The organism is Pseudonocardia nigra, from assembly GCF_019396355.1.
Lineage (GTDB): Bacteria > Actinomycetota > Actinomycetes > Mycobacteriales > Pseudonocardiaceae > Pseudonocardia > Pseudonocardia nigra.
Genome location: NZ_JAHKRK010000023.1, coordinates 26011 through 48007 on the forward strand (window position 1 = coordinate 26011; position 21997 = coordinate 48007).

15 protein-coding genes are annotated in these 21997 nt (G+C 72.3%); 12 read left to right on the forward strand and 3 right to left on the reverse strand.

Going from position 1 to position 21997, the window contains the following annotated elements; translation table 11 throughout:
• Positions 1–58 precede the first annotated feature (58 nt).
• Complete coding sequence (locus KME75_RS08755; RefSeq protein WP_246631744.1) at positions 59–1087, reverse strand: hypothetical protein; 1029 nt, start codon at positions 1085–1087, stop codon at positions 59–61.
• 462 nt (positions 1088–1549) lie between these two features.
• On the opposite strand from KME75_RS08755, the gene KME75_RS08760 reads away from it, so the two are divergent.
• On the forward strand, positions 1550–1783 hold the full coding sequence (locus KME75_RS08760; RefSeq protein ID WP_219414063.1) for a hypothetical protein: 234 nt from the start codon (positions 1550–1552) through the stop codon (positions 1781–1783).
• A 338-nt stretch (positions 1784–2121) separates the two neighbouring features.
• The gene (locus KME75_RS08765; protein ID WP_219414065.1) at positions 2122–3924 is read left to right on the forward strand and encodes an ATP-binding protein; all 1803 of its coding nucleotides are present in this window, start codon (positions 2122–2124) and stop codon (positions 3922–3924) included.
• A 21-nt stretch (positions 3925–3945) separates the two neighbouring features.
• Here the strand turns inward: KME75_RS08765 and pglW are convergent, their stop codons facing one another.
• Positions 3946–8130: a BREX system serine/threonine kinase PglW gene (gene pglW, locus KME75_RS08770; protein ID WP_219414066.1), complete on the reverse strand. Its 4185-nt coding sequence runs from the start codon at positions 8128–8130 to the stop codon at positions 3946–3948.
• 220 nt (positions 8131–8350) lie between these two features.
• Between pglW and KME75_RS08775 the strand changes: the two genes are divergently transcribed.
• From KME75_RS08775 to KME75_RS08795, 5 genes are all read left to right on the forward strand, one after another.
• A complete protein-coding gene (locus KME75_RS08775) occupies positions 8351–9163 on the forward strand; it encodes a DUF4352 domain-containing protein (RefSeq protein ID WP_219414068.1) in 813 nt (270 codons plus the stop codon).
• Positions 9164–9201: 38 nt separating this feature from the next.
• Complete coding sequence (locus tag KME75_RS08780) at positions 9202–9819, forward strand: TerD family protein (protein ID WP_219414069.1); 618 nt, start codon at positions 9202–9204, stop codon at positions 9817–9819.
• Between the two features lie 21 nt (positions 9820–9840).
• Entirely contained in the window at positions 9841–10854 is a 1014-nt protein-coding gene (locus KME75_RS08785) for a DUF4236 domain-containing protein (protein WP_219414071.1), read from the forward strand.
• A gap of 94 nt (positions 10855–10948) precedes the next feature.
• Entirely contained in the window at positions 10949–12874 is a 1926-nt protein-coding gene (locus tag KME75_RS08790; RefSeq protein WP_219414072.1) for a hypothetical protein, read from the forward strand.
• A complete protein-coding gene (locus KME75_RS08795; protein ID WP_308282652.1) occupies positions 12861–14168 on the forward strand; it encodes a helicase-associated domain-containing protein in 1308 nt (435 codons plus the stop codon). The genes KME75_RS08790 and KME75_RS08795 overlap by 14 nt, the downstream gene beginning before the upstream one ends.
• Positions 14169–14430: 262 nt before the next feature.
• On the opposite strand, the gene KME75_RS08800 is transcribed toward KME75_RS08795, so the two are convergent.
• Complete coding sequence (locus KME75_RS08800) at positions 14431–15819, reverse strand: aminotransferase class I/II-fold pyridoxal phosphate-dependent enzyme (RefSeq protein ID WP_219414074.1); 1389 nt, start codon at positions 15817–15819, stop codon at positions 14431–14433.
• A gap of 88 nt (positions 15820–15907) precedes the next feature.
• Here KME75_RS08800 and KME75_RS08805 point away from each other — a divergent pair, with 88 nt between their 5' ends.
• From KME75_RS08805 to KME75_RS08825, 5 genes are read left to right on the forward strand one after another with little or no spacing between them, the layout of a single operon-like run.
• On the forward strand, positions 15908–16750 hold the full coding sequence (locus tag KME75_RS08805; protein WP_219414076.1) for a nitrilase-related carbon-nitrogen hydrolase: 843 nt from the start codon (positions 15908–15910) through the stop codon (positions 16748–16750).
• A gap of 11 nt (positions 16751–16761) precedes the next feature.
• Complete coding sequence (locus KME75_RS08810; protein WP_219414077.1) at positions 16762–18069, forward strand: aspartate aminotransferase family protein; 1308 nt, start codon at positions 16762–16764, stop codon at positions 18067–18069.
• A complete protein-coding gene (gene hydA / locus KME75_RS08815) occupies positions 18066–19457 on the forward strand; it encodes a dihydropyrimidinase (RefSeq protein ID WP_219414079.1) in 1392 nt (463 codons plus the stop codon). Before KME75_RS08810 ends, hydA begins: the two co-directional genes overlap by 4 nt.
• Before the next feature lie 10 nt (positions 19458–19467).
• On the forward strand, positions 19468–20949 hold the full coding sequence (locus tag KME75_RS08820; protein ID WP_219414081.1) for a CoA-acylating methylmalonate-semialdehyde dehydrogenase: 1482 nt from the start codon (positions 19468–19470) through the stop codon (positions 20947–20949).
• A 41-nt stretch (positions 20950–20990) separates the two neighbouring features.
• Positions 20991–21989 (forward strand): TIGR03842 family LLM class F420-dependent oxidoreductase, encoded by a 999-nt coding sequence (locus tag KME75_RS08825; RefSeq protein ID WP_219414094.1) that lies wholly within the window; start codon positions 20991–20993, stop codon positions 21987–21989.
• Positions 21990–21997: the final 8 nt, after the last annotated feature.

The window sequence follows — 21997 nt, forward strand, 5'->3', positions numbered from 1 at the left end:
GACACCACACCCAACTCACGTAAACCCACCTGCGAGAACCTCCACAAATCGGAATGGGTCAAGCCACTGACATCGCCGTACGAATACGCCTGATGCTGTCGAGTTGATGGCGCAGTCCGTGCAGCGCGGCCATCTCGCGGGCCCGGTCGATCACCTGTGCGCCCTCGTTCCGAGTGGCCGGATCGGTCAGCAGGATATGTGCCCGAGCGCTGTTTAGCCGCACCAGCTGCAAGGGCGAGTCGTTGATCCGGTTCCGCTCGGCGAGATCGATGAACGCCAACGCCTGCCCCAGGTCGCCCCGCGCCCGGTGCGCGAGCGCGAGCTTCTGCTGCGCCACCGACCAGTCCGCCGCCTCGTCCAGCCGCTCGAACGCCTCGCTGGCCGCCGCCATCGTCGTCAACGCGTGCTGCGCCGCGTCCGGACGCGGCACCTTGCTCAGCGCCGTGCCCACCCACAGCAGCGCCAAGGCCCGGTCCCGCTCGCTGAGCCGCTCATCCGTCGAGAGGCCCCGGTAACCCCGCGCCGACGACTCCAGGTCGCCGCCCATCTCCTCCAGCACGACCAACCCGAGGTCGGTTTGCGCCACCCGGCTGTCGATGCCCAGACGCGCGAACCCCTCCCGCGCAGCCAGGAACGACGCGCGTGCCGAGCCCGGCCCGACCAACCGTCCCTGATCCCGGCGGATCCCGCCTTGCAGGATCAGCGACCGGGCACGCAAGTAGCCGCCCCGCTCGTCCACCCCGGCCTCGGGAAACCGCATCAACCACCGCTCCAACAGCACGCTCGCCGACCCGAAGTCCTGACGGCTCAACGCGACCGACGCCCGTTCCAGATCGTCGGTCCACGTCTCGAACTCCCAGCCCTGCGGCCGCCACGCCGCCGCCGCTGACGGGCTCGCATCCGTGCGGCACAACATCTCGAATACTTGCTGCGCCGCCCCGTCCGCCCGCGAGAGCACCGTGTCCAGCATCGCCTGGGTCTCCGGACGCGGGAACGTCGCGGCCCCCGCCGCCTCCCACTTCGACACCGTCCGCGCCGCGACCCCCAGGTGCTCGGCGAACCCGCGCACGCTGAACCGCAGCGCCATCCGCAGCGCCCGCGCCTCCGCGCCCGTCCACCGCCGCACCACCGTCACGACCCACCAACTCCCCGTACCGCGGCCCGCACCCGACCTACGGCAGGCCGCCGCCAGCGCTGATCGTCCCAGGTCAGAACACCATCCGTCGGCACAGGTGCGACAACAGTTCCACACCCGATCATCCCGCCCCGGCCGCTCCGCGGCCCACGATCAACCCGTGGCCCCCACCAGGCACGCCGACCCCGGCAGCTGCCCCCAGACCGCCGGTCGGCGCGGTGCGACCCCGACCCGCCGCGCCGACCGGCATCCCACCCCGCAGCCCCGACGACCAGGGCGTCACCGCGCACCCGCCGCCGCGATACGCCAACCCCGGGAAGCCGCCCGCGAACGCCGGGAGCGCCGCGCTTGTGCGCGGTGGTGCCGCCTCACCTGGCAGGACCACCTCGCCTTCGTCCGCGCCCGCTACCTGCCATGAGCGAGGACCGCCCCGACGACGCCGTGCACGAAAGCCCCGGCGACCGCGCCGAGCAGGCGTTCACGGCCGCCGCCCGCCTCCTCGCGACTCAGCCCGGCAGCATCCAGCGCGCCCTCGCCACACACCACCACGCCCCCGACGGACGCTGCGCCGCCTGCGGCACCATCAGCCGCTGGCCCTGCGCCATCGCCACCATCGCCCAGCGCGCAGCCCGACTCACCAACCCCTGAGCGCCGTCCACGGACCCGTGACAGACCGCGATCGCCGCCTCCGACCGTGGGAGCACGGGGGCGAGACCACCCTGGCGAACCTGGTGATGTTGTGCCGGGCGCACCGGCGGGTGGGCCGTCCGGATCCGCGACGGGCTCCCGGAGTTCCTCCCGCCCCGATGGGTCGATCCACAGCAGACACCCCGCCGCAAACCGCGCCCCCACCTGGTGATCTGACCGATGCACGGGCGCGCACCGGTAGCGCAACGGCGTGGGCTGCTGATCTCGCAGTGGTCGGGGCCCGCACGCGGGCACCCGTCCCTCGGACGGCCCGCCGCATCGCGCGCAGCCCGCCCTCGGTGCAGGAGCCCAACCCGGACCGTCGGAACGATCCTGACTTTGCTGCTACTTTTAACAGACCTCCAAACTGTCACTACCTTAAAAGTGGGTCCAAAGTGCAGGACGAGCTTGTCACCGCACTGCGTCAGCTCCGACGCGGCACCAGGCCGCGCAAGCTGGAGAGCCAGACGCTCGACTTCAAGGCGCCGTCTCGGAGCGCGAAGGAGACCTTCGCCAACCTCACCGACGCCGCAGTGTGCTTCGCGAACGCGGCAGGCGGGCTGATCGTCCTGGGCGTGGCCGACGATGTGGCCGGCACGGATGCCGTCACCGGCACCGACCTGACGCCGTCAGCGATCCGCCGCGCCATCTACGAGCGCACGTCGCCGGGACTCGACGTCATCGTGGCCGAGGAGGTCGTCGAAGGGCGCACCGTTCTCGTCATCACGGTTCCCGAAGGGCTCGAGGTGTACGGCACCGCGACGGGCCGCTACTCCTGGCGCCGGGAAACCGACTGCCTCCCGATGACCGCCGACGATGTCGGCCGCTTGCGTGAGGAGCGGGCGAGCGAGGACTGGTCGGCTCGTTCGGCGGGGCGTGGCGGAGCCGATCACGCCGATCCGACGGCTCTCGCGCGGGCCCGATCCCTGCTGCTCGCGGTGCCGGAGCGCGGTGCCGCAGCCCTGGCCGACGGCAGTCCGGAGGACCTGCTGACCGGCTTGGGGGTGCTCACGCCGAGGAAGGCCCTCACGAACGCCGGCTGGCTGATGTTCGGCCCACGCAGCGAGCGAGACCTGCCGAGGGTCGTCTACCAACACCGGCAGGCAGCAGGGGGTGAAGCTGATCACGTGCTGCGGATGAGCGAGCCGCTCGTGCTCGTCGTCGAGCGCCTGTTCGAGATCGTGGAGGCCCGCCTCACCTACACCCCGGTCAATCTGCCGGCCGGGCAGCAACTCGCCGTCGCGGACTTCCCGCCGGTCGCGCTCCGCGAAGCACTGCTCAACGCGGTGGTCCACGGCGACCATCGGACCGGACGGCCGATCCAGGTGGAGCACTCTCCCGACTGGCTCAGCATCACGTCGCCAGGACCACTGGTGGCCGGCGTGACGCCGGGCAACATCCTCCGGCACCCACACCGGGCGCGGTTCCGCTCGCTGTTCAACGCATTCCGTCACCTGGGGCTCGTGGAACAGGTCGGACAGGGCATCGACCGGATGTACCGCGAGATGCTCCGGTTCGGCCGAGTGCCGCCGCGGATCACCGACGACCGCGATCAGGTGTCCGTCACGTTCACGGCGGACCGCCCCAACATCCGGATTGCGCGCTTCGTGGCGGGTCTCCCATCCAATGAGCAGGACGACCTCGACGTCCTCCTGATCATCGACCTCCTTCGCCGACGCCGCAGTGTGACCGCGAGGGACGTCTTTCCCCACATCCAACGCTCCGTGGAGGACGCCCAGCAGCTGTTGCGCCGACTCGCGGACGACGATCGCGGTCTACTCGAACCGAGCCAGGGCACCGTCGGCCGGAAGCTGCCCAACTACCGGCTCCGCGGCTCGGTCCTGGCCGAGCTCGGCCCGGCCGTGGCCTACCACCGCGCCCCGTCCTCGGAGCGCGAGAGAAAGATCATCGAGCATCTCGCCGAGTACGGCGGGATCAACAACAGGACCGTGCAGAACATGTTCGACGTCGATGTCTACCGTGCCTCCGCGATCCTGCGCGAGCTGGTCGGACGCGGGATCCTCGTCCGCACCTCGGAGCAGCAACGCGGGCAGACCGTCCGCTACGGCCCCGGCGAGGCGGTTCCCCGCAAGAAGCGCTGATCGAGGCACCAGCACGAACTTCTACGCCGCACTCGCCGACGTCCAGCTCGACGGCGCCACGATCCACTCCTCCGCGCTCTCGATGCCGATCGCGTGGCCGTCGATGCGCGGGGGCTGCCGCCCGTCCTCGGCGGGACACAGCAGCACGACCGTGCGCGGCCCGCCATTGCGGCCCGCCACCCGTGCGGCGTCGAGCACCCGGTTGAGCAGCGCCGGGCCGCCGGCATACCGGCCGAGCGGCGTGAGCTGGTCGAGCACGAGCACGTCGCGCTCCGACCACTCCCGCTCGAGCTGCTCCCACGCGGCGTCGACCACCCGGTGCAGGTTGCTGCGCGCGCGGGCATCCGCATCGGGCGCATCCGCGCGCAGGACGAGCCCGAAGTCGGTGATCCGCCGCTGCGCCGCGACCTGCCGCAGCGCGCCGACGAAGGCCGCGGAGACGTCCACCGGCTCGACGCCCGTCACCTCCGTCACCCGGCGGCGGCCGGCTGCCCAGCGGGACCGCCGGAAGGTGACGAGCCGGGCGCCGCCGTGGTCGAGGACGTAGGCGATCCGGGCCTCCGGCTCGCCGCCGACCGCCGCGACCGCGACGCCCGTTGCCGGGCCGACCGACGTCTCCGGCTGCCGCGAGCTGCTGGCGGTGACCGACGTCGGCGGCACCAGGCGTTCGCCGTCCCACCGCAGGTCGAAGCCGGCCTCGCGGAGCAGGCGCGACAGCTCCAAGCCGTCCGGCAGCGGCGCGAGGCCGGGGAATCGGGCGCCGACCCGCGCGCTGAGCGCGGCCGGGCTCAGCCCTTCCGTCGACACCCCGGCGCCGGCCTGGGACAGGCGCAGCGCGCGGATCGGATCCAGGTCGCGCGGATAGATCTCGAGCCGGGCGTTGGCCCACACCGTCGCCGACGTCGCCGCGGCGAGCTGCACCAGGCGTCGCTCGTCGGGGACGAGCTCGAACCGGAGCGCGACCTCGGCGAGGGTCCGCACCACCGTGATCGGCGTCGGCAACGGGTCGCGCGCGGCCAGCGTCACGGCCTCGTCGGCCACCGCAACGGCCATGTCGAGCAGCTGCGCGTCGCTCGGGGTGTCGAGCGACTCGTCATCCGACACCTGCAGGGCCACGATCAGCCAGTCGCTGTGCCGACGCGTGGCGAACCGGGGCGCGTCGGTGAGGGCGTCCGCCTCGACCGCGGCGCGCAGCACCGCGTAGCCGTAGGCGCGGCGGCGTTCCACGATCTCCTCACGCACACAGCCGCGTGACGCGAGGAGTTGTTCGACCAGCTCGGAGGCCGCCGCCACGCGGCGCAGCCCGCGCAGGATCTCCTCGAGCTCCGTCCGGACGTCGATCAGCCACGGATCGGCGACCCACTGCTTGCGGCGGGCGCCCATGATCTGGGCGATCCGCGCGCCGGTCAGCCCCAGTTCGGCGGCGACCTGGGCGAGCGTCGGCCACCGCGTTCCGGGCAGCTCGCCCTGGTCGCTCGGCAGGCCGAGCAGTCGGCGGGTCAGGTCGGCCTGGTCGACACCGCGCTTCCCCGGCAGGGGAATCAGGCGGGGCGCGATCTGGTCCAGGCTCGGGGGCGCACCACGGTCGTCGGCGGGCGCACCCCGATCGGGGCCCGGGACGGGCGCCGCGAAGGCACGCCGCCACTGGCTGGTCCGGCTGACGAGCTCGGTGCGGGTGAGCTTCGACAGCCCACGGGCCTTCCACAGCTCGCGCGTGGGGACGTCGAGGAGCTCGCCGACCGTATTGGCGCCGAGCCGCTGGGCCGCCGCCACTGCCCGCAGGGACAGACCGGCCGCGTCGAGTGCGGTCTCGGGGGTGGCCGCCTCGGCCGCTTCGTCGCGCAGCTCCTGGGGATCATCGGTTGGTGTGAAGGACGTGGTGGCCGGGCGCGCCTCGTCGACCGTGGTGAAGACCCGTCCCCACGCCTGACGCATCGCCGCCGGCGTCGGAAAGCGCTGGTCGGCGTCGCGGTGCAGCGCCTTGCGGAAGAACGCCGTGAGCGGCTCGCGCAGCGCCGCATCGAAGAGCTCGGCCGACAACGTCACCTCGTCCACAAACTGCGCGTCGGTGCCGTCGTCACCCCACACCGGCACTTCGAGGCTGGCCATCTCGTGCAGCGTGACCGCTGCCGCGTACAGCTCGGCGGCCCCGTCGTAGGTCGGCCGGCGGGCGCTGCCGAGGAAGGGGTCGCGGTACCCGCGCGTTCCGGCCTGGACGTCCGATGCGGCGGCGCCTGCGAGGGAGAAGTCGAACAGCACCAGGGCTGATCCACGTTTCGGGTGGCGCCGGACCCCGAGGTTGTCCGGCTTGATGTCTCGATGGAACGTGTCGCGGCGCGCCAGGTAGTCGAGGACGTCCAGCAGCTGGTCGCCGAACCGCTGCAGCTGGTCCGGCACGAGCGCGCCGTCGGTGCGCAGGAGGTGGGCGAGCGTCTGCTCCCCCGCATTGTCGATCTCGATGGCGTGCCGGATGCCGAGCGGAAAAGCGCCCCGCTTGAGGAGCACGAGGTGCTCGTGGCGCAGCCCTTCCAGCACCACCGCCTCGTCGCCGAGGCGTTCCTCGGACTGTGCCGATCGCCCCACCTTGAGCACGGACTCCAGCCCGTCGCGCTGCACGAGGAACGCGCGCGCGGTGGCGCCGGTGCCCAGCACGCGCAGGACCGTGCAGCCGTCCGGCAGTTCGGTTCCCGGCTGCGCCTCCCACGGGTCCTGCTCCTCGTCGACCGGCCGCTCCGGGCGCACGACCTTGTCCAGCTCGACGAGGAAGTCCTCGACGTCGGCGGGCCGGTCGCCGACGCGGGGCGCGGTGGCCAGCTCGATCAACGTGTCGACGTCGGGCGGGATCGCGTCGGAGACGGCCGAGGGATGCAGTCCGCCCTCGGCCGCGAGCCGCTCCATCAGCTCGGGCCGCCCGGCGGCGGGTGCGCGCCCGGTGAGGATCAGGTAGGCGGTGGCGCCGAGCCCGAAGACGTCGATGGCCACCGTGCCGTCGGCCTCGGCGGCGAACTCCGGGGCGAGGTAGGCCGCAGCCGCCGCCTCGACGTGCTGATGCGCGTGCGTCGTCGGAGCCACCCGGTACGTGGTACGGGTGGCCGACAGCCCCCGCGCCGCCGCCTGCCACTCCCCGATCCGCAGCCGCGGCTTCGCCCAGCCGTCCTCCCCCGACTCGGCGATGATCGCGCGCGGCGAGAGCGCCCGATGTACCAGCCGGCGGTCGTGCGCGTACCGGACGGCCTCCGCGAGCTGGCGGACCATGTCGAGGCGGCCCGGGAGATCGAGGGTGGCGCCGTGCTCGACGAGGTAGTGGTCGAGCCGGAGCGCGTCGGCCCGCTGGTCGATGACCAGTGCCGGGCCCATCTCGTGGTCGAGGAGGTCACCCGGCACCAGCAGGCCGGGATGGTCGATCCCCTGGCCTGCCACGAACTCCCGCTGGGCGGCGTGCCGAACCGACTCACGCTGCTCCGGGTCCGACTGCCGCTCGTACAGGTAGATGCGAATGCGCCGGTACGCGCCCTCGATGTCCTCCCGGGTGGCGTGGTGGTCCTGCCACGTCGGCCCCGACTCGTACGGCCGCGGGTCGATCTGCCACGGGCCCACCGCCACGCTGCGGCGCGTGCGGTGGATCCCGACGCTTTTCAGCAACCGGGGCAGGGCACGCAGGAACTCCTGCTGCGGTGGCGCGTGCGTGACCGGGCCGAGCAGCAGGTCCGCCCCGATCCGGGGAAGGACACCCGCCGAGCGGCCCTGCTCGGGGACATACAGGTGGTGGCGCTGCTCGGGCGCCAACTCGCACACCATGCCCGGCTCCGCGAGGAACACGCAGCCGCGCAGGAACGGGACCCGCAGGCCGCGGTCCTTGGCCGCCGCGCGACCGAGCAGCCCCTTGAGCTCCTTGGCCTTCTGATCGGCCAGCGGAAGCGGGTTGTCGAACGTGCGGCGCCGCTCGCCCGTCAGGGTCCAGGCCGAGCCGTCGTTGGTCAGCTTCCCGCGAAAGTTCTTGATCTCGATCAGGTAGAAGCCGGTCGGGGCGGCAACCAGCAGGTCGACCTCGCGGACGTGCCCCTGGTCGGAGACGAAGGTGAAGTTCGACCACGCCTGGAACGGGTGGCGGTCCGGGAGGAGGGAGCGCACGTACTCCAGCGCTGCGCGTTCGTGCGCGAACGACGACGGGGTCACCTCGTGCCAGCGGCTGGAGTTCGCCTCCACGTGTCCGTGTCCCCCTTCCCGGTGAAGCACCGGTCGGAGACTAACGCCGCGGGCAACGTGCTCATGCGGCCCCGGTATCAGCGGCAGCTCCCTCATCGGCTGCGGGTTGGTCTGCCCAGATCGTCAGCTCCCCGCAAGGTCGTCGGGCTAACAGCGCGATCGACAGCACCGATTTCACCGTCCGGGTCACCCGACCCGCGATCGGCGAAAGGCCCAGCACGTGAACCAGTACAACCCGCAGTTCCCGCCGTCCGGTCACCCGGGATCGGCCTACTACCCGCCGCCTCCGCCGCCGCAGAACGGCCTCGGCACCGCAGGCTTCGTCCTCGGCCTGCTCGGGCTGCTCTTCTCGTTCATCCCGGTGATCGGGATCATCGCGTGGCCGTTGGTCCTCCTCGGCCTGGTGCTCTCCGGCGTCGGGCTGGCCAAGGCGAGGGCGAGCCGGGCGACGAACACCGGCCTCGCCGTCGCCGGACTGGTGTGCTCGGCCGTCGGCCTGCTCGTCTGCATCGTGTATGCCGCCGCCTTCGGCGCCGCCGTTTCCGCGGCCTCGAGTGCCGTCGACGATGCACCTGCGATCTCCGCGCCGAGCGGCGACAGCCCACCCCAGGCCCCGGGCGTGGAGACGGCAGCGGCACGGATCGGCGAGGAGGTGCGCGACGGGTCGTTCGCGTTCACGGTCACCAGCGTCGAGACCGGGATCGAGAGGCTCGGCGAGAGCTTCCTCCAGTCCGAGGCGCAGGGCAGCTACGTGCTGGTCCATGTCACCGTCACCAACATCGGCAGCGAAGCGGAGCTGTTCTCGGGTAGCAGCCAGAAGCTTCTCGACGCGCAGGGCCGGACGTTCGACGCCGACAGTGGCGCCGCCGTGATGAACCTTCCCGACAGCGAGTCGTTCCTGAACAACATCAACCCGGGCAACAGCGTCAACGGCAGCGTCGTGTTCGACGTGCCGGAAGGACTCGTGCCGATGGCGATCGAGCTGCACGAGTCGCCGTGGTCCGCGGGTGCGACCGTCGCGCTCGACGGCTGATCCGCCCGGCCACTCCGCTGATCGAGGAGTATGGCGACGTGCAACTCGCCAAGGGCGCGAACGTGACCCTCCCCGCCGTCGACGGCCTGACGGTCGCCTGCAGCTGGGTTCCCCGACCGGGCGTCGAGGCCGACCTGTCGGCGCTGCTGCTCGCCGGCGGCCGGGTGCGCGACGACTCGGACTTCGTCTTCTACAACCAGCCCTCCTCGGGGGATCAGCGCGTGGTCCACGAGGGCAAGCGGGTGAACCGGGACGGTTCGACGACGGACCGCGTGACCGTCGATCTGGTCGGGTTCGATCCGGGTGTGGAGGCTGTGGCGTTCGCGGTGAGCCTCGACGCCCCGCACGGAAGGTCGTTCGCCGACCTGCAGCCGCTGCAGGTGCAGGTGTCCGAACGCGGCGGTGCGCGGCTGCTGGCCGGCTACCGCGTCGACGGTCTCGGCCCGGAGACCGCGGTCGTCACCGTCGAGCTGTACCGCCGCGGCGCCGTGTGGAAGGTCCGCGCGGTGGGGCAGGGACACCACGACGGCCTCGCCGGGCTCGCCCGCGATTTCGGAGTCGACATCGGCGACTCCGAACCCGAGCCGGTACCGGCCGATCCGCCGCCCTCGGTCGAATGGCGGAACCCACCCGTTCCGGCCGGATACGAACTGTAGGAGAACGCAGTGGGTTTCCGGATGCGCACCAGCATCAAGATCATGCCCGGGGTTCGGCTGAACATCAGCCGCAGCGGGGTCGGCTACTCCGTCGGGGGCCGGGGACTCCGCGTCACCAAGCACGCGAACGGGCGGGTCAGCCGGACGGTCGGCATCCCCGGCACCGGGCTCAGCCACAGCAGCACGGTGCGCGCGCCGCGCAGTCGTGCCACGCCCCGCCGACCGTCGCCTCCGGCACGCCCGGCACCGCGGCCACCGAAGCCCGGTCTGCTGGCACCGTCCTGGGAGAAGGACCTGTTCGACGCCGTCGAGGCCGGCCGGCCGGCGCGGCTCGCCGCGGTCGCCAGGGCCCACGGCCGCAGCGAGCCCGTGGTGCGGGTCCTCGCCGCGGCACTCGACGGGCTGTTGCACGTCGAGCACCTTGCGGACGGCACGGGCGACCCCGAGCGGGCCCGCGAGCTGCTGGCGTGGGTGGTCGCGCAGGGACCGGTGGGGCTGGGCCGGCACCCGTTCGCCACGAAGTACCTCGCGGAGCGGACGTGGCCCGTCGAGATCGCCGCCGGGGTCGTCGCCCACCTGGGTCTCCACCACGACGTCGTCCATCTCGCCGCCGCCGAACTGCACCAGGCGGGGGGCGACCTGGACACCGCGATCTGGACGGTCGAGCAGGCGCAGCCGATGGCGCCGGCCGCGCTGTCCCTGGTCGAGCTCTACAGCGACGCCGACCGGCACCAGGACGTCGTGGATCTGACGAACGGCATCGACAACGCCGACGACGCAACCGCCCTGCTGCTCGTCCTCCGCGGTCGCGCCTTCGCGCAGCTGGGTTACCACGAGGCCGCCCGCGAGGCGATCAAGGAAGCGATGCGGGTGCGCAGCCGGGCTGTGGCGGTGCGTCACCGCGCCCTGCTGGAACGCGGGCAGGTGAACCTCGCGCAGAATCGGAGGGCAGCGGCCCGCACGGACCTGGAGAAGATCCTCGCCGAGGACGCCGCCTACCCCGGGTTGGCGGACGCGCTCGCCGCCCTCCCCTGACGCGCGATCGGGCGCACCGGCGCGCTTCCTGCTGGTCACGGCCGACCCGGTGACCCGGCTCATCGCCGGCTTCCGGGTTCGCCACACTGGCCCGATGCGGATGCAGTTCGACGCCGAGGACGAGGACGCCTACTTCGCCCGGCGCGACCAGCTCGGTGAGCAGTTCGCGCAGTGGCTGAACACGCACGATGTGCCCGGCGACCCGAACGACGCGGGCCTGCTGATGGACTGGAAGTGGTCCTACGCCGACGGGAGGCTCGATCGGTGGACGGTCCCGGATGTGCACGAGTTCCTGTTCGAATGGTGCCCGCGCAAGCTGTCGGCCTCGCCTGCGGACTGCGCCGATATCCCACTGTCGGTGGCCGGGTTCGTGGAGTTCCTCGCCCACACGGGGATGCTCGGGCCCGGTAGCGCGGCGCCGTCCGCGATCCGGCGGCACTGCGAGAGCAACGTCGCGGCGTTCGTGCGGGAGATGGGCAACCCGGCGAACTTCGGGATGGCCAAGAGCCTGTTCGGGTCGATGGGTGGGCTGGAGCCCGACGCCGACGAGTCCCTGGAAGGCATGGCGACGCTGCTGCGGCAGCTGCCCGAGCTGCCACCCGGCGCGGTCGGCGAGGCGCTCGCACACCTGGCCGGGGACGAAACCGAGCCGCCCCCGATCGGGCCGGTCCGGCTGCCGTCCGACGCCGACCGGCTCGCCGCGGTCCGCGCCGCACCGGTGATGCGGCAACTGCGGGACCTCGCCGGCTACTGCGCGTCGCCGGGGCGGACGCTGACGTCGAAGGGAAACCTTCGGCTGGCCGACGCACGCCACCTCGTCGACGCGCTCGGGACCGGTGACGCGCCCAGCGGCGTCGAGAAGCTGCGATCCGCCGAGGACCTGCCCGAGCTGAGCAGGCTCGTCGACCTTGCCGTCGACGCCGGGGCGGTGCGGCGGCACCGGGGCAAGCTGGTCGCGGTGGCGCGTTTCGCCGCGCTGGACGAGTGCGCAGCCCACGAGAAGGTGGTGGTGGCTGCCGTCGGCGCCGGGCTGAGCGGGCCGCGGCGCACGTTCCTGTTCCCGGTCTTCGGCCAGCTCCACGGCATCGTCGACGAGGCCGCGGTCGGTCTGCTCGCCCAGCTGCTCCGCGCGGGCGGCACGGGCCTCGAGCGGGACGTGATCGGCCTGATGATGGCCGATCTCGTGGGTGGCGCGCTGCCCGGGCTTCCCGACTTCATGGCGGCCCCGCTCATCGGTCTCGCCGACGGCCACGTCGAACGGTTCGTGGACCTGGGCGTCCTCACGGTCGAGGGAGCCACCGCGGAAGCGTGCGACGACTGCGGCCGGCCGCACCAGCGGGGTGGCCGTGTCGCGCTCACCGCGGCGGGGGTGCCGGTCACGATCGAGCTGCTGCGGCAGGTCGGCGTCGAGGTGATCGTCCGTCCGGAGCCGGCCACGGCCGATGCCGCCGCGATCGCCGACCTGGCCGGTGTCCTCGACGAGGACGAGTTCCGGCGGGACGTGGCGGAGTGGTTCGCGGCGCAGCGCGACGGCGCCACCGCCGGCCGGTCGCTGGCCGCCGAGTTCACCGGCGAGGACCGCGACACACTCACTGCGTTGGCCGGCATCGGAGCTCTCGACGACATCGCCCCCGACCGCTCCGTCGACGCACTGCGTCCCCACCTCGGCGGCCCCCACGACGGGGTCGTTCTGCACTTCCTGATGGGCAAGCAGGCCATCGACCCCGCCACGGTGGATCCCGTCCGGTACACCTCCGGCCTGGTCGACGTCCTCGCCGCGGCCCTGGACGTCGCCGGACCGTCGGAGGTCGCCGCCCACTTCGGCGACGGGACACCGGACGTCGCGATCGGGATCCTCGAGGAGGTCTGGCGGCTCGACCACCCGCGGGTGCCCGATGTGCTCGAAGCGCTCGGCAGCGGTCATCGGGTGAAGGCCGTGGCCAAGGCGGCCCGCAAGGTGCTGATGAAGCACCGCAGCCGGCAATCCGCAGCGCTACGGTCGTCCCGTGCCCACGGATGACCCGATGCTCCGGCCGACCGAGTCCGAGGCGCTGACCAACGTCCACGCCGTCCTGCAGCTGTGCGCCGCCGGGAGGCTCCGGTGCAGCGAGAAGACCTTCCGGCCGTCGGCCGCCACCGTGACGGCCGTAGCCGGCGCGCTGCAGCAGGGCGACTTCTACCCGGACGAGCCGATCGCCGCGTTCGCCTGGCCGTTGCTCGTGCAGGCCGGAGGGCTCGCGCGTCTCGAAGGCGGCCGGCTGCAGCTGACCCCGAAGGGCCGCAAGGCCCTGTCCGACGCGCCCGAGAAGGCGATTCGCCAGATCTGGACGCGCTGGCCGCAGCACGCCCCGATCGACGAGTTCAGCCGCGTCGACCAGATCAAGGGGCAGCGGACGACGAACGTCCTGACGGCGGCGAAACCGCGCCGGCAAGCCGTGGCCGCCGCCCTCGCCTGCTGCCCGTCGGAAGAGTGGGTCAGCATCGACGAGCTGTTCGCGACGATACGCAAGGAGGGCCCGCCCCTCACGATCGCGCGCAGTGAGCGGGCGCTGTGGCGGCTCTACATCGAGGACCCGCAGTACGGCAGCCTCGGCTACGAAGGTTTCGGGGACTGGCCGATCGTGGAGGGCCGCTACACCCTCGCGGTGCTGTTCGAGTATGCGGCGACCCTGGGCCTCGTGGACGTCGAGTACACCGCGGCGGCCCGCGCCCGCGACGATTTCCGGCACCTGTGGGGCGCCGACTGGCTCGACGCGCTCAGCCGCTACGACGGGCTGCTGGCGGTCCGGCTGAACCCGCTCGGGGCCTACGCCGCGGGGCTGGCGGCCTCCTACGAGCCCCCCGCCCGGGCCACACCGGAGCGCGGGATCCAGGTGCTCGCGAACTTCGACGTCGTCGCCACGGCGGACCTGCCCGTCGCCGACGCGATCGTCCTCGACGCCTACGCCGGCCGCACGTCCGACCGGGTCTGGGCGCTGTCGGCGGTGAGCCTGCTCGCCGCGGCCGACACGGGCCGGAGCATCGAGGACCTCCGGTCGTTCCTGACCGAGCGCGCCGTGCACGACGTCCCCGCGACCGTCCGCACCCTCCTCGACGATGTGGCGGCTCGCACCCGCCAGGTCCGCGACCTGGGCATGCGCCGCATCATCGAGTGCGCCGACGTCGCAGTGGCCACCCTGCTCGCGCAGGACCGGGCGCTGCGGGCGCACTGCACCCGGATCGGCGACCGGCACCTGCTGCTCGCCCCGGGCGGCGAGGACAAGGTGCGAACGGCCATGCGGAAACTCGGCTACGCCCTCGGCCCCGGCGTCTGAGTCCTGCGGCGCCAGGACCGGCACGGCACACACACCGCCGCGCCGAGCAGCACAACGGTTCGGCCACTTCGTGCCTCCCGACACGTTCCACACGCCACCTGGCTCGACGGCCGGGCGAGCTGGGTCTGCCCGAAGAATCCTGCGCACCACTCGGAACGCATTCTGCGAGCGCTCGGGGGAAGCCCGCACGGATCAGCGCTGATCATGGCCTGAGGCTCGCTCCAAAGATCCACTGACGACCCGCTGCCCATGATCGCGCCTGCTACCGGCGCCAGGGCCCGTTCCGCGGAACGGCCGCGTCGGCCAGCACGTCCGCCACCTCGCCGGCGTGCTCCACCTCCAGCACGGCCGCGGTGACCCGCAGGTGGTCCCCGCCCACCGGCGCGACCAGGAACGGCTGGCCGGGTGCGGCGCCGATCCCCTGCGTGGCGAGCAGCACCAGCGCGTCCCGCTCGTGCGCCACGGGGACCCACAGGTTGAACCCGTCGCGGGCGAGCACCGGCACACCCCGCTGCGCGAGCGCATCGACCAGCGCATGGCGCCGCTGCGCGTACACCTCCCGGGCTCGGGCCACGGCGGCGACGCACCGGGCGTCGGCGAGCATGTCGGCCAGCAGCTGCTGGAGCAGCCGCGACGACCATGCGGGGCCGAGGTTGCGGCGGGCGATCATCGGTTCGAGCAGTTCGGCGGGACCGCCCACGGCCGCCAGCCGCAGGTCCGGGCCGTAGGACTTCGAGAAGCTGCGGATCAGCACGGTCCGGTCGGGCAGGTGGGTCGCCAGGCTCACCGGCTCCGCGACGGCGACGTCCCCGGCGTGGTCGTCCTCCACCACCACACAGGACGGTGCCGCGTTCAGCACCGCGGCGAGCTCGGCCGCGCGCGCCCGGCTCATGCTCGCGCCCGTCGGGTTGTGCGCCCGCGGCTGCAGCAGCAGCACCGCGGCGTCGCCCTGGTCCAGCGCCGCCCGCAGCGCGTCCGGGCGCATGCCCTCGCCGTCGATCCCGACCGGGACCGGCTGCGCCCCGATCAGCTCCAGCAGATCCAGGAACGGCGGGAAGGTCGGGTTCTCCACCAGCACGCGGTCGCCGAGCCGTAGCAGCCCGGTGAGCACCCGGTCGGCGGCGTCCAGCGACCCGTCGACGACCGTGACGATCTCCGGCTCCCCGACACCGCGCCAGCCGGCCCGGATCGCGCGCTCCAGCTCCGGGAGCACCGGGGCGTCGAGGTAGCCCGAGAGCTGCGGCTCGCCGCGCGTCCGGCGCAGCACCTCGTGCAACGGCGGGAGCAGCGCGGGATCGGGCACACCCGCGGAGAGGTCCAGCGGGAAGTCGCCCGCCGCGCCCGCGATCCGCCAGAACCGGCTCGGCCAGCCGCCGCGGTGCCCGTCGGCCACGAAGGAGCCGTTGCGTCCGTTGGTGCGCACCGACCCGACCCGGACGAGCGAGCGCCACGCCTCGTTCACGGTGGTGGGGCTGGTGCCGAGGGCCTTGGCCAGCACCCGCACGGTGGGCAGCCGGGTGCCCGGTGACAGCTCCCCGGACTTGATCAGCCGGTTGACGGCGGCCGCGATCCCCGCCGCCGAACGGCTCTCCGCGCTCGCCGCGATGAGCGCGGCGGGCGAGGTCTGCCCGTCCATCCCCGCGTCCTCCACTTTTGTTCGGTAACAAAAGGGATATTGCCACACCTTCGACCGAACAATATGGTCCCGGTCACAGTCGCACACTCGCTGGGGAGTTGGCATGCCGAACCTCGTCCGCGCCGCACTGGTGCAAGCCAAGTGGACCGGCGACACCGCCTCGATGGTCGACGCGCACGAGCAGCACGCTCGCGCCGCCGCGGCCCAGGGCGCGAAGATCATGGGCTTCCAAGAGGTGTTCAACGCCCCGTACTTCTGCCAGGTGCAGGAGGCCGAGCACTACCGCTGGGCCGAGCCGGTGCCCGACGGGCCCACCGTGCAGCGGATGTGCGCGCTCGCCAAGGAGCTGGGCATGGTGCTGGTGGTGCCCGTGTACGAGGTCGAGGCCTCGGGCTTCTACTACAACACCGCAGCGGTGATCGACGCCGACGGCAACTACCTCGGCAAGTACCGCAAGCACCACATCCCGCAGGTGAAGGGCTTCTGGGAGAAGTTCTACTTCCGTCCCGGCAACCTCGGCTGGCCCGTGTGGGACACCGCGGTGGGCAGGGTCGGCGTCTACATCTGCTACGACCGGCACTTCCCCGAGGGCTGGCGGGCACTCGGGCTCGCGGGCGCACAGATCGTGTTCAACCCGAGCGCCACGAGCCGCTCGCTCTCGTCGTATCTGTGGAAGCTCGAGCAGCCGGCCGCCGCCGTCGCCAACGAGTACTTCGTCGCGGCGATCAACCGCGTCGGGGTGGAGGAGTACGGCGACAACGACTTCTACGGCACCAGCTACTTCGTCGACCCGCGCGGGCAGTTCGTCGGCGACGTCGCCAGCGGTGACGAGGAGGAACTGGTCGTCCGTGACCTCGACCTCGACCTCATCGACGAGGTCCGCCAGCAGTGGGCGTTCTACCGCGACCGCCGTCCCGACGCCTACGGCCCGCTGACCGAGGCGTGAGGAGCGAGGAGATGAACGGGACCCACGCCGACCTGCACAAGCGCCGCCAGGCCGTGCTGCCGTCCTGGCTGTCCACCTACTACGCCGAGCCGATCGAGATCGACCACGGCGAGGGCCGCCACGTCTGGGACGCCGAGGGCAACCGCTACCTGGACTTCTTCGGCGGCATCCTCACCACGATGACGGCGCACGCGCTGCCGGAGGTCACGGCGGCAGTGTCGGAGCAGGCGGGCAAGATCCTGCACAGCTCCACGCTCTACCTGAACCGGCCGATGATCGAGCTGGCCGAGCAGGTGGCGGAGCTGTCGGGCATCGACGACCCGAAGGTCTTCTTCACCTCCAGCGGCACCGAGGCCACCGACACCGCGCTGCTGCTCGCCACCGGCTACCGCGCGTCCAACCAGGTGCTGGCCCTGCGCAACAGCTACCACGGCCGGTCGTTCTCCTCGGTCGCGATCACGGGCAACTCCGGCTGGTCCCCTACCAGCCTCTCCCCGGTGCAGACGTTCTACGTGCACGGCACCCGCCGCCCCGGCCAGCCGCTCGCCGAGCTGTCCGACGCGGACCTGATCGCCGCGTGCGTGGCCGACCTGGAGGACGTGCTGGGCCAGGTACGGGACAACGTCGCCTGCCTGATCGCGGAGCCGATCCAGGGCGTCGGCGGCTTCTCGATGCCGCCCGACGGACTGCTCGGCGAGTTCAAGAAGGTGCTCGACCGGCACGGCATCCTCTGGATCTCCGACGAGGTGCAGACCGGGTGGGGCCGCACCGGTGACCACTTCTGGGGCTGGCAGGCGCACGCCCAGGACGGCGCGAAGCCCGACATGATCACGTTCGCGAAGGGGCTGGGCAACGGGCTGTCGATCGGCGGGGTGGTCGCTCGCGCCGAGATCATGGACAGCGTCCCGGCCAACTCCATCTCCACCTTCGGCGGCAGCCCGGTCACCACCGCCGGCGCGCTCGCAAACCTGCGCTACGCGCTGGACCACGACCTGCAGGGCAACGCCCGCCGCGTCGGAGCGGTCCTGCGGGCCCGCCTGGACGACGCGGCCGCCCGGTTGCCCGTGGTCGGCGACGTCCGCGGGCGCGGGCTGATGCTCGGCGTCGAGCTGGTCGACGCGCACGGCCGCCCGTCGCCCGCCGCGGCCACCGAGGCCCTGGAGGCCGCGCGGCGGGGTGGCGTGCTGATCGGCAAGGGGGGCCTGCACGGGAACGTGCTGCGGATCGCGCCGCCGCTGTCGATCACCGAGGACGAGGCGACGGAAGGCGCGGCAGTGCTGGTCGCCGCCTTCCAGGAGGCGGGGCGGGTGATCGCATGAGTACGACGCTGATCCGGAACGGCCTGGTGATCTCCGCTACCGACGAGGTCACGGCCGACGTGCTCGTCGACGGCGAGCGGGTGGTCGGGCTGCTCGCCCCCGACTCCGGGCTCGCCGGGAGCGCCGACCGCGTGATCGACGCGAGCGGGAAGTACGTGATCCCCGGCGGCGTCGACCCGCACACGCACATGGAGATGCCCTTCGGCGGCACCTACGCGAGCGACACGTTCGAGACCGGCACCGCGGCCGCGGCCTGGGGCGGCACCACCACGATCGTCGACTTCGCGATCCAGACGGTCGGGAGTTCGCTGCGCGAGGGGCTGGACGCGTGGCACGCGAAGGCCGAGGGCAGGTGCGCCGTCGACTACGCCTTCCACATGATCCTCTCCGACGTGCACGAGCAGTCCATGAAGGAGATGGACATCCTCGTCGGCGAGGGCGTCACCAGCTTCAAGATGTTCATGGCCTATCCGGGGGTGTTCTACTCCGACGACGGCAAGATCCTGCGCGCGATGCAGCAGGGCACCGCCAACGGCGCGCTCACGATGATGCACGCCGAGAACGGCATCGCGATCGACCTGCTGGTGCAGCAGGCGCTCGCCGCCGGCCGGACGGATCCGCGCGTGCACGGCGACGTCCGGCACGCGCTGCTCGAGGCCGAGGCCACCCACCGCGCGATCCAGCTGGCGCGGGTGGCGGGTTCACCGCTCTACGTCGTGCACGTCTCGGCGCAGGAGGCGGTGGCGGAGCTCGCCGCGGCCCGCGACGCCGGGCTGCCGGTGTTCGCCGAGACCTGCCCGCAGTACCTGTTCCTGTCCACCGACGACCTCGCGAAGCCGGACTTCGAGGGCGCCAAGTACGTGTGCTCCACGCCGCTGCGCCCGCGGGAGAACCAGGCCGCGCTGTGGCGGGCACTGCGCACCGACGACCTGTCGGTGGTCTCCACCGACCACTGCCCGTTCTGCTTCAAGGGGCAGAAGGAGATGGGCCGCGACGACTTCTCGAAGATCCCCAACGGGATGCCGGGCGTGGAGAACCGGGTGGACCTGCTGCACCAGGCCGTGGTGGACGGGCACATCACCCGCCGCCGCTGGGTGGAGCTGGCCAGCACCGCGCCGGCCCGGATGTTCGGGCTGCACCCGCGGAAGGGCACGCTCGCGCCCGGCGCGGACGCCGACATCGTGGTCTACGACCCGCACGCCGAGCAGGTGATCTCCGCCGAGACCCACCACATGAACGTCGACTACTCCGCCTACGAGGGCAAGCGCGTCACCGGCCGCGTGCACACCGTGCTCTCCCGCGGCGAGGTGATCGTCGACGACGGCCGGTACTTCGGCCGGCCCGGCCGTGGGCACTACCTGCGCCGCTCCACCTGCGACTACCTCTGAGGGGCTCCGCATGAAGACCGTTGGACATCTGATCGGCGGGAAGATCGTCGACGCGAGGTCCGGGCGGACCGCACCGGTCACCGACCCCGCCACCGGCGAGCACACCGCCGACGTGCTGCTCGCGGGCGGCGAGGACGTCGACCTCGCCGTGGCGGCCGCGACCGAGGCCGCCGTCGAGTGGTCGCGCTCGTCGCTCGCCACCCGCACCCGGGTGCTCTTCGCCTACCGAGAACTGCTCGACCGCCACCGCGACGAGATCGCGCGGCTGGTCACGGCCGAGCACGGCAAGGTGCACGCCGACGCGCTGGGCGAGGTGGCCCGCGGGATCGAGGTCGTCGAGTTCGCCTGCGGGATCCCGCAGCTGCTCAAGGGCGGGGCGTCGCACGAGGTGTCGACCGACGTGGACGTTCGGGAGATCCGGCAGCCGCTCGGCGTGGTCGCCGGCATCACGCCGTTCAACTTCCCGGCGATGGTGCCGCTGTGGATGTTCCCGATCGCGATCGCGTGCGGCAACACGTTCGTCCTCAAGCCGAGCGAGAAGGACCCGTCCGCGGCGCTGCGGGTGGCCGAGCTGATGGCCGAGGCGGGGCTGCCGCCGGGCGTGCTCAACGTGGTCCACGGCGACAAGGTGGCCGTCGACCGGCTGCTCGAACACCCGGACGTCGCCGGTGTGAGCTTCGTGGGCTCCACGCCGATCGCGCGATACGTCTACGACACCGGCACCCGCAACGGGAAGCGGGTCCAGGCGCTCGGCGGCGCGAAGAACCACATGGTGGTGCTGCCCGACGCCGACCTCGACCTCGCCGCCGACAGCGCGGTCTCGGCGGGCTACGGCTCGGCCGGGGAGCGCTGCATGGCGGTGTCGGTGGTGGTCGCGGTGGGCGGGATCGGCGACGAGCTGGTCACGAAGATCGCCGAGCGGGCGCGGTCGCTGCGCGTCGGGCCGGGCGAGGACCCGTCGTCGGAGATGGGCCCGCTGATCACGGCCGAGCACCGCGACCGCGTGGCCGCCTACGTCCCGCAGGCCCGTGCGCAGGGCGCCGAGGTCGTCGTGGAGGGCACTGCGGGCGACGGGCACTTCGTCGGGGTCAGCCTGCTCGACCACGTGACCCCGGAGATGGACGCCTACCGCGACGAGATCTTCGGCCCGGTGCTGTCGGTGGTGCGCGCCGACACGTTCGCCGACGCGATGCGGCTGGTCAACGCGAGCCCGTGGGGCAACGGCGCGGCCGTGTTCACCTCCGACGGCGCCGCGGCGCGGCTGTTCGAGCAGGAGGTGCAGGCCGGGATGGTGGGGATCAACGTGCCGATCCCGGTGCCGGTGGCCTACCACTCCTTCGGCGGCTGGAAGGCGTCGCTGTTCGGCGACAGCCACGTCTACGGCACCGACAGCGTGCACTTCCACACGCGCGGGAAGGTCGTCACCACCCGGTGGCCCGCGCCGGCCGTCCGCGGCCTCGACCTCGCCTTTCCGTCGAGTTCCGGATCCTGAGGAGGGCTGCATCGATGCTCGCTCCGCAAGCTCCGCTCGGGATGGACTTCGGTCTCGTACTGCAGACGGACCCACCCGCCTCCGCCGTGGTCGAGCGCATGCGCCGGGCGGAGCAGGCCGGCTTCCGCTACGGCTGGACGTTCGACTCCTGCGTGCTCTGGCAGGAGCCGTTCGTCATCCACTCGCAGATCCTGGCCCGCACCGAGCACCTGGTGGTCGGGCCGATGGTGACCAACCCGTCCACCCGGGACTGGACGGTCACCGCGTCCACGTTCGCCACCCTGAACGAGATGTTCGGCAACCGCACGGTGTGCGGCATCGGCCGCGGCGACTCGGCGGTGCGCGTGACCGGGGGCAAGCCCAACACGCTCGCGAACCTGGGCCGGTCCATGCACGTGATCAAAGAGCTCGCCGAGGGCCGCGAGGTGGACGTGGACGGCACGCCGGTGCGGCTGCCGTGGGTGCGCGACGGCCGCCTCCCGGTGTGGATGGCGGCGTACGGGCCGAAGGCGCTCGAGATGGTCGGGCGGCAGGCGGACGGCTTCATCCTGCAGCTCGCCGACCTCTACCTGACGGAGTGGATGGTCAAGCACGTCCGCGACGCCGCCTCCCGGGCCGGGCGCGACCCCGACTCCGTCACGATCTGCGTGGCCGCGCCAGCCTACGTCGGTGACGACGTCGAGCACGCCCGCAACCAGTGCCGCTGGTTCGGCGGGATGGTCGGCAACCACGTGGCCGACCTCGTGAGCCGCTACGGCGAGGGCTCGGACATGGTGCCGCTGGAGCTCACCGAGTACATCAAGGGCCGCGACGGCTACGACTACCGCCACCACGGGCGGAGCGGGAACCCCAGCACGGACTTCGTACCCGACGCGATCGTCGACCGGTTCTGCCTGCTCGGGCCCGTCGAGGCACATGTGGAGAAGCTCCGGCAACTGCGGGAGCTCGGGGTGCACCAGTTCGCGGTGTACGACATGCACGACGCGCAGGACGCCACGATCGAGGCCTACGGCCGGCACGTCGTTCCGGCGATGAGTTGAGGGTGAAC